Genomic DNA, 6,801 nt, shown 5'->3' with positions numbered 1-6,801 from the left:
CCCATGACATCACCCCGCTCGACACCACCGCCTGCGGAGATGCCTTCGCCGGCGCCTTCGCCGCGGCGCTGGAGGAGGGCGCGGCGCTGGCGCAGGCGGTGCGCTTTGGCAACGCCGCCGGCGCCCTGGCGGCGCTCACCCGCGGCGCCCAGCCCTCTTTACCCCGACGCGACGCGATTCTCGCCCGCCTCGCTTTATCCCCCTGACGGAGTTCCGCCATGCTGCACGGTATCGATCCCTTGCTCACCGCCGACCTGCTGCACGCTTTGCGCGCCATGGGCCATGGCGACAGCATCAGCCTTGTCGACGCGAATTTCCCCGCCACCAGCTGCGCGCGCCGGCTGATCACCCTGCCGGCGTTGGACATCGACCGCGTGTTCGAGGCGGTGCTCAGCGTGCTGCCGGTGGATGATTTCATCCCGCTGCCGCTTTTGACCATGCAGGTTGTCGACGCGCCGCAGGAGGTGCCGGAGGCCGTGGCGCAGATCCGCCAGATCGCGCAGGACAACGGCGTCAGCGCTGATCGGCTGGGCACGATCAGCCGTGAGGCGTTTTACGACCAGGCCCGCGCCAGCTACTGCATCGTGCAGACCGGCGACAGGCGGCTTTATGCGAACGTCATCATCACCAAGGGGGTGATCCGGCTCTGAATTGGCTCGATATGCGCGCAGCACTCGGCTGCATGACCAACGAAGCGCCGGGCGCATGGTTGCTTTTCCGCCTCAGGGTATGGCGCAGTTTTGGTTTCGCGAGGAACCGCATCCTCGAAGGTTTTCATGCCGCACGGACGGCGCCTTTGGCGATGTGCGCATTTCGCCGGGACGTGGCGGCGTTGCCATTGCCTGGCCGTCCGCTTAATCTGGAAAATCTTGGGAACGCTCGACCAGACCGGCATAGTTCATGCCGGGCGCGACGCGGCATGTTTTAGTAAAGAGCCTCATAATGAACGACGTGACGGCTTGGCTGTCCAACGCACATCCGGTTGACAAGAAAAACGCCGCTGAGACGGTTTTTGATGACATACGTTCCGCCATCACCGCGGGGCGTTTGCCGGTGGGGGCGCGTCTGCCTTCCGAGGTGCAGCTGGCACGCGGCTACCAGGTAAGCCGCCCCGTGATCCGCGAAGCATTGCGGTCATTGCAGACTTTGGGCCTGACCCAGACCCGCACCGGCAGCGGCACGTTTGTGGTCACGGCGGCGCCCGACCCTAAGCTCAGCTATGGGACATATTCAGCCCGTGACCTGATCGAGGCGCGCCCGCACATAGAAGCGCCAGCCGCGGCCTTGGCCGCGCGGCGCCGCAATACGGCGCAGGCCGCCAGGCTTCTGGATTTGTGCGATCAGATGGAGCGCGAGGAGGATCTTGGCGCGTGGGGCGGGTTGGATGGCGCGTTTCACAGCCTGATCATCGAGGCCTCGGGAAATGCCGTGTTCGGCAAAATTCTGGGCGATATTCAAAATGCGCTGCTGCGGCAATCGGCATTGCTCAATCTGATGGCGCATCGGCGGGAAGCCTCGAATGTCGAACACCGCCGGATCGCCGAGGCGATCGCGGCGGGGCTTGAGCGTGAGGCTCAGGACGCCATGAGCGCCCATCTCACCCAGGTCAAGAATGTCCTGAACGACATTATCGACCGGACCCAGGCGGTTGAGTGACGGGGGCTAGCTGGTTGAGCAGCCGCTCGGGCGTTAAGAGCTCGTTGAGCTCGGCGGCGGAGAGATAGCCGCCCTCGAGCGTGACATCCACGATCGTACGGTTGGTCTCCAGGGCCTGCTTGGCGATCTTGGTGGCTGCCTGATAACCGATGAAAGGGTTGAGAGCCGTCGCGAGCCCGATGGAGTCCCGCACCCGCTGGGCCATCACCGGTTCATGGGCGGTGATGCCGTCAACGCAGCGCGTGGCCAGGGTGCGGCAGGCGGCGGAGAGGGCGAGCAGGCTATCGAGCAGGGAGCGCGCGATGACGGGTTCGAAAGCGTTGAGCTGAAGCTGCCCGCCTTCGGCCGCCATGGTGATGGTCATATCATTGCCGATGACCGTGAAAGCCACCTGGTTCACCACTTCGGGAATGACCGGGTTGACCTTGCCCGGCATGATGCTCGAACCTGCTTGCATCGGAGGAAGGGAGATTTCGCCCAGTCCGGCGCGCGGGCCTGAGGACAGCAGGCGCAAATCGTTGCAGGTTTTAGATAGCTTGACCGCGACACGCTTGAGAACGCCGGACAGATGCACGAAGGCGCCGGGGTCCTGGGTTGCTTCGATGAGATCGCTGGCGGTCACCAGCGGGCGGCCGGTGAGCCGGACGAGATGAGCACAGGCCCGCGCCGCATAGCCGGCCGGCGCGTTGAGGCCGGTGCCGATCGCGGTCGCACCGAGATTGATTTCGTGAAGCAAGGAAGCTGATTCGATTAGCCGCGCCCGGTCTTCGCCAAGCATCACCGCGAAGGTGCGGAATTCCTGGCCGAGCGTCATGGGCACGGCATCTTGCAACTGGGTCCGGCCGATTTTTAGCAGCCCCTGAAAAGCCTGGGCTTTGCGTTCAAAGGCTTGTTGCAGAACATCCATTGAGGCGGCGAGGTCGTCCACCGCCTCGATCAGGGCGATGTTGAGCGCCGTGGGATAGGCATCGTTGGTTGATTGGCTGAGATTGACATGGTCGTTGGGATGAAGCCGGGCATAATCGCCCCGCTGACTGCCCAGCACCTCGAGGGCGCGGTTGGCGACCACCTCGTTGGCATTCATGTTGGTGGAGGTGCCGGCGCCGCCCTGGATGACATCGACCACGAACTGATCACGCAGCGCGCCGGCCCGGATGTCCTGGCAGGCCTGGGCGATGGCCGCAAATCGCTCGGCGTCGAGCAAACCGAGTTCGTGATTGGCGCAGGCGGCCGCCTCTTTCACGAACATCAAGCCCCGGATCAGGTGGGGGTAATGGCCGATCGGGATGCCGGTGATCTGGAAATTCTCCACCGCCCGGGCAGTGTGAACGCCCCAATAGACGTTGGCCGGAATCTCCTTGGGCCCCAGGAGATCATGTTCGATACGCGGTGCAACCATGGTCGTTTCCTTTTGTTTATGCATTTTCGATCTGTAAAGCTGTAAGACCAATTTTCAGGTACCCTCGTCGTTTCGGGGCGTCAATTGATGGGATGAGCTTTTGCAAGGATGGCAGGACTTCAAAAATAAGCCTTGCTGTTAAGCTGTAATACAGATATGGAGCCCCCGGCGTTGCGCCGGCTTCATATGGGCCGTGCTGTGCCGGGAAGCGCCGGCACCGGTTGATGACGCCCACGAAGTACAACCCCATGGAGAGGGATAATGTCAGAGGAAACAAAGGCTTACGAAAAAGCTGTGCAAAAAATAGAAATTGCCGAGGATGCGGGCTACCGAAAGGCGCTGAAACGCCGGCAGATTCAGATGATCGCGGTTGGCGGGGCGATTGGCACGGGGCTGTTTCTGGGAGCCGGCGGGCGGTTTGCGCTGGCCGGGCCGGCGCTGGTGTTTGTTTACGCGCTCTGCGGCTTTTTCGCCTTTCTGGTGATGCGCGCTTTGGGTGAATTGATCATGCACCGCCCCAGCTCGGGTTCATTCGTCTCTTATGCACGGGAGTTCTATGGCGAGAAAATGGCTTTCACGGTGGGGTGGATGTATTGGCTGAACTGGGCCATGACATCGGTGGCAGATGTCACCGCCGCGGCGCTCTATATGAATTTCTTCCAGCATTATGTGCCCTGGCTGCAGGGCATTCCGCAATGGGTGTTCGCCCTCTCGGCGCTGCTGCTGGTGCTGGGCATGAATTTGCTGTCGGTGAAGGTATTTGGCGAGCTGGAATTCTGGTTCAGCCTGCTCAAAGTGTCGTCGCTGGTGGTGTTTCTGGCCGTCGGTATTTATTTCGTCGTCAGCGGTACGCCCATTGACGGCCATACCCCGGGGCTGAGCCTGATTACCGGCAATGGCGGCTTTTTTCCGCACGGCGTCCTGCCGGCGTTGATCATCGTGCAGGGCGTGGTGTTCGCCTATGCCGCGATCGAGGTCATCGGCACGACGGCTGGGGAGAGCGAAAATGTTCAGGCGGTGATTCCCGGCGCCATTCGGTCGGTGGTTCTGCGCTTGGTCGTGTTTTACGTGGGCTCGGTGCTGCTGCTGGCGGTGCTGCTGCCTTATACGGCCTATAGCGCCGGCGAGAGCCCGTTTGTGACCTTCTTTGGCAAGCTTGGGTATAACGACGTGGCCATCATCATGAATTTGGTGGTGTTGACGGCGGTGCTGTCCTCTCTCAACGCGGGTCTTTATTCCACCGGCCGGATTTTGCACGCGCTGGCCGCCTCGGGCTCGGCGCCGGCCGTGTTGATGAAGATGAACAAGGCCGGTGTGCCTTATATCGGGGTGGCCGTTACCGCCGTGGTGACCATGATCGGCGTCGGGCTCAATGCCATCGTGCCCTCCTCCGCGTTCGAGATCGCGCTCAATGTCGCGGCGTTGGGCATTATTTCCGCATGGGGCGTCATTATCCTGTGCCAGCTCAAGCTTTGGCATAAAGCCCGGCGCGGCGAGATGACCCGGCCGGCCTTCCGCATGATGGGCGCGCCTTACACGGGCATTCTCACGCTGGTGTTTCTGGCCGGGGTGCTCGTGCTGATGGCGTTCGATTACCCGACCGGCACCTGGACGATGGCGTCTCTTATTGTCATCGTGCCGCTGCTGGCTGTGGGCTGGCATTTGATGCGCCACCGCCGCGCGCAGGCGGCAGTGGTGAAGTTTCAAACTGAGCAGGAGCCGGCGTGAGCCTTGACGATGCCAAACCACTGGTGGCGGTTATCGCCACTGGTGGAACAATTGCCAGCCAGCGTGGGGCCAGCGGCGCGAGCGCGCCCACGCTGACGGGAGAGAGCCTGCTGGCGCTGGTGCCCCATGACGGGTGCCGGCTCCGCATCCTGGATTTGATGGCCAAGGATTCCGCGAGCCTCACGCTCGATGATCTACAACGGATCAGCGACGCGGTGCAGGCACAGCTGCACGACCCCGATGTGGCAGGGGTGGTGGTTTTGCACGGCACGGACGCGATGGAGGAAACCGCGCTGCTGGTGCATGTGCAGCGGCATCTGACCAAGCCGGTGATCTTCACCGGGGCGCAATTTACCTCGGACCATGCCAAGCCGGACGGCCCGGCCAATCTTGCAGGCGCGATTGCGGCGGCACTTCGCCCCGCGCATGCGGCACAAGGTATTTTGCTTTATTTCGATGAAAAGCTGCTGCCGGTCTGGGGTGTTTATAAATACTCCACCGAAATGGCCGATGCCTTCCGCCAGGCCCGGCCGATGGCATCGCCGGAAAGCCTGGCCCTTGATGGGGACGTTGGGACGGTCCGTGTCGATATCGTCGCGGTTTATCCGGGGTGCGACCAGACACATCTGCAAGCAAGCCTGGCGGCTGGGGCCGATGGCATCGTTCTGGCCGCGTTGGGCTCGGGCAATGCCAATCCGCAGTTGGTGGAGGCGGTCCGGCAGTGCACGGCACGCGCTGTGCCGGTGGTGGTTTCCAGCAGGGTGCCGAATGGGCTATTGACCAGCTCCTATGGCGGCGGCGGCGGCGGGCATGATCTGGCGGCGGCGGGAGCCATTCAGGCCAGCATCTTGCGGCCCGGCCAAGCTCGGATTTTACTGGCGGCCCTCATTGCGGCAGGGCGCGACAAACAGCAGATGCGCGCGACGTTTGGCCAGGACATGTCTATCATTCCGGCGTGAAACGCCTGCCGTGATGTCCGCTCCGCGTAAGCATCCGGCGTCAGCGGCAGCAGGTTGATCAGGCTGCGCCGGCGATGCCGGATGCTTACACAAATGCCAGCGCACCAACGGGTTTCTTGAATTTCTGATGCGTATCAATGCCGCGATTCCCGCCGCTCTGGATGTCCATCAGATGATGAACAACTACGCCACGCCCCCTACGATCAAGACTTGACTGGCCCGGCGGCCGTATTGACATGTTCATCGACACACACAACGAAAATCCAAAACCGTATCGGTGGGTAAAAGCCGAAGACTAGATCTTGGCTTCGGTCAAACGATTCTAACACGAGATAACGAAACGAATTTCAGCTTCGGATGAATAGAGTAAGTATTTTCATACGACTATCGAACAAACGCGTCGTGCAAAATGGGATTGAGCCCGGTAATGGCGATTTGAACGCCGATCCCCAACAGCAAAAAGGCGACCATTCGCGAGACGATGATTTGCCCTGACTGGCCCAGAATGCGGACCATGCGGTCCGACGCGCTGTAGCAAATCCAAATTACCAGCGCATTTGCGAGCACTGCCAACGCGTCTGCTGCATAAAATATCCATGCTTGCGCCCAGCCATCTGGTCGACCCGTTGCCAGGGAAATTGTAACGGCGATCGTCCCGGGTCCGGTGGTGAAGGGTAGCGTGAGAGGGAAAAAAGCATAGCTCGCCAAATCCTGGTCCGCGGCCGCGGCCACTGCTTCAGCGTCTTTTTGTTTCCGCTTGGTCCCGCTCTCTGGGGCATTCAGCATTTCATACGCCCGAACCGACACCACCAATCCTCCGGCGATACGTAGGGCGTTCATCGAAATGCCAAAAAAATTAAGTATGTAGGTGCCGGCCAAGAGCGCCGAAACCATAACAAAAAAGGAATAAAGCGCGACACGCTTGGCCAACCGGTGCCTTTGCGAGACATCTACGTTTCCCGCAACCTCATAAAAAATAATCGCGCCACCAAGCGGATTTATGATGGAAAAGAGCGCCGGAAATGCCAGAAGAAACGCCGATACCGCCTGATGCATACC

Annotated in this window: 7 protein-coding genes; 5 read left to right on the top strand and 2 right to left on the bottom strand. The window is 61.1% G+C overall.

Annotation, left to right across the window (positions count from 1 at the left end; genetic code table 11):
• The 3 genes from MXAZACID_RS11810 to MXAZACID_RS11800 form a co-directional block, all read left to right on the top strand.
• Nucleotides 1-206: PfkB family carbohydrate kinase (locus MXAZACID_RS11810; RefSeq protein ID WP_008494600.1), on the top strand; the 206-nt coding region annotated here is incomplete at its 5' end.
• 12 nt (nt 207-218) lie between these two features.
• On the top strand, nt 219-650 hold the full coding sequence (locus MXAZACID_RS11805) for an RbsD/FucU family protein (protein WP_008494599.1): 432 nt from the start codon (nt 219-221) through the stop codon (nt 648-650).
• A 292-nt stretch (nt 651-942) separates the two neighbouring features.
• The gene (locus MXAZACID_RS11800; RefSeq protein WP_008494598.1) at nt 943-1,656 is read left to right on the top strand and encodes a FadR/GntR family transcriptional regulator; all 714 of its coding nucleotides are present in this window, start codon (nt 943-945) and stop codon (nt 1,654-1,656) included.
• Here MXAZACID_RS11800 and MXAZACID_RS11795 read toward each other — a convergent pair.
• Nucleotides 1,628-3,079, bottom strand: coding sequence for an aspartate ammonia-lyase (locus MXAZACID_RS11795; RefSeq protein ID WP_240376625.1), 1,452 nt, complete (start codon nt 3,077-3,079; stop codon nt 1,628-1,630). The genes MXAZACID_RS11800 and MXAZACID_RS11795 overlap by 29 nt on opposite strands.
• Before the next feature lie 237 nt (nt 3,080-3,316).
• Between MXAZACID_RS11795 and MXAZACID_RS11790 the strand changes: the two genes are divergently transcribed.
• Both MXAZACID_RS11790 and MXAZACID_RS11785 read left to right on the top strand, forming a co-directional pair.
• Nucleotides 3,317-4,783, top strand: coding sequence for an amino acid permease (locus MXAZACID_RS11790; RefSeq protein ID WP_008494596.1), 1,467 nt, complete (start codon nt 3,317-3,319; stop codon nt 4,781-4,783).
• Nucleotides 4,780-5,742 (top strand): asparaginase domain-containing protein, encoded by a 963-nt coding sequence (locus MXAZACID_RS11785; RefSeq protein WP_008494595.1) that lies wholly within the window; start codon nt 4,780-4,782, stop codon nt 5,740-5,742. Before MXAZACID_RS11790 ends, MXAZACID_RS11785 begins: the two co-directional genes overlap by 4 nt.
• Before the next feature lie 384 nt (nt 5,743-6,126).
• Here MXAZACID_RS11785 and MXAZACID_RS11780 read toward each other — a convergent pair whose 3' ends face one another.
• Nucleotides 6,127-6,798: a MarC family NAAT transporter gene (locus MXAZACID_RS11780; RefSeq protein WP_008494594.1), complete on the bottom strand. Its 672-nt coding sequence runs from the start codon at nt 6,796-6,798 to the stop codon at nt 6,127-6,129.
• Between the last annotated feature and the right edge of the window lie 3 nt (nt 6,799-6,801).

This window comes from Acidocella sp. MX-AZ02 (genome assembly GCF_000306035.1).
GTDB lineage: Bacteria > Pseudomonadota > Alphaproteobacteria > Acetobacterales > Acetobacteraceae > Acidocella > Acidocella facilis.
Note: the sequence above shows the minus strand (reverse complement) of the source record. Positions and strands in the feature narration are given on the sequence as shown.

Excerpts from the sequence above, each read along its gene's own strand:
- MXAZACID_RS11780 (WP_008494594.1), bottom strand. The coding sequence starts at position 6,798 with ATGCATCAGGCGGTATCGGCGTTTCTTCTGGCATTTCCGGCGCTCTTT.
- MXAZACID_RS11795 (WP_240376625.1), bottom strand. The coding sequence starts at position 3,079 with ATGCATAAACAAAAGGAAACGACCATGGTTGCACCGCGTATCGAACAT.
- MXAZACID_RS11790 (WP_008494596.1), top strand. The coding sequence starts at position 3,317 with ATGTCAGAGGAAACAAAGGCTTACGAAAAAGCTGTGCAAAAAATAGAA.
- MXAZACID_RS11800 (WP_008494598.1), top strand. The coding sequence starts at position 943 with ATGAACGACGTGACGGCTTGGCTGTCCAACGCACATCCGGTTGACAAG.
- MXAZACID_RS11805 (WP_008494599.1), top strand. The coding sequence starts at position 219 with ATGCTGCACGGTATCGATCCCTTGCTCACCGCCGACCTGCTGCACGCT.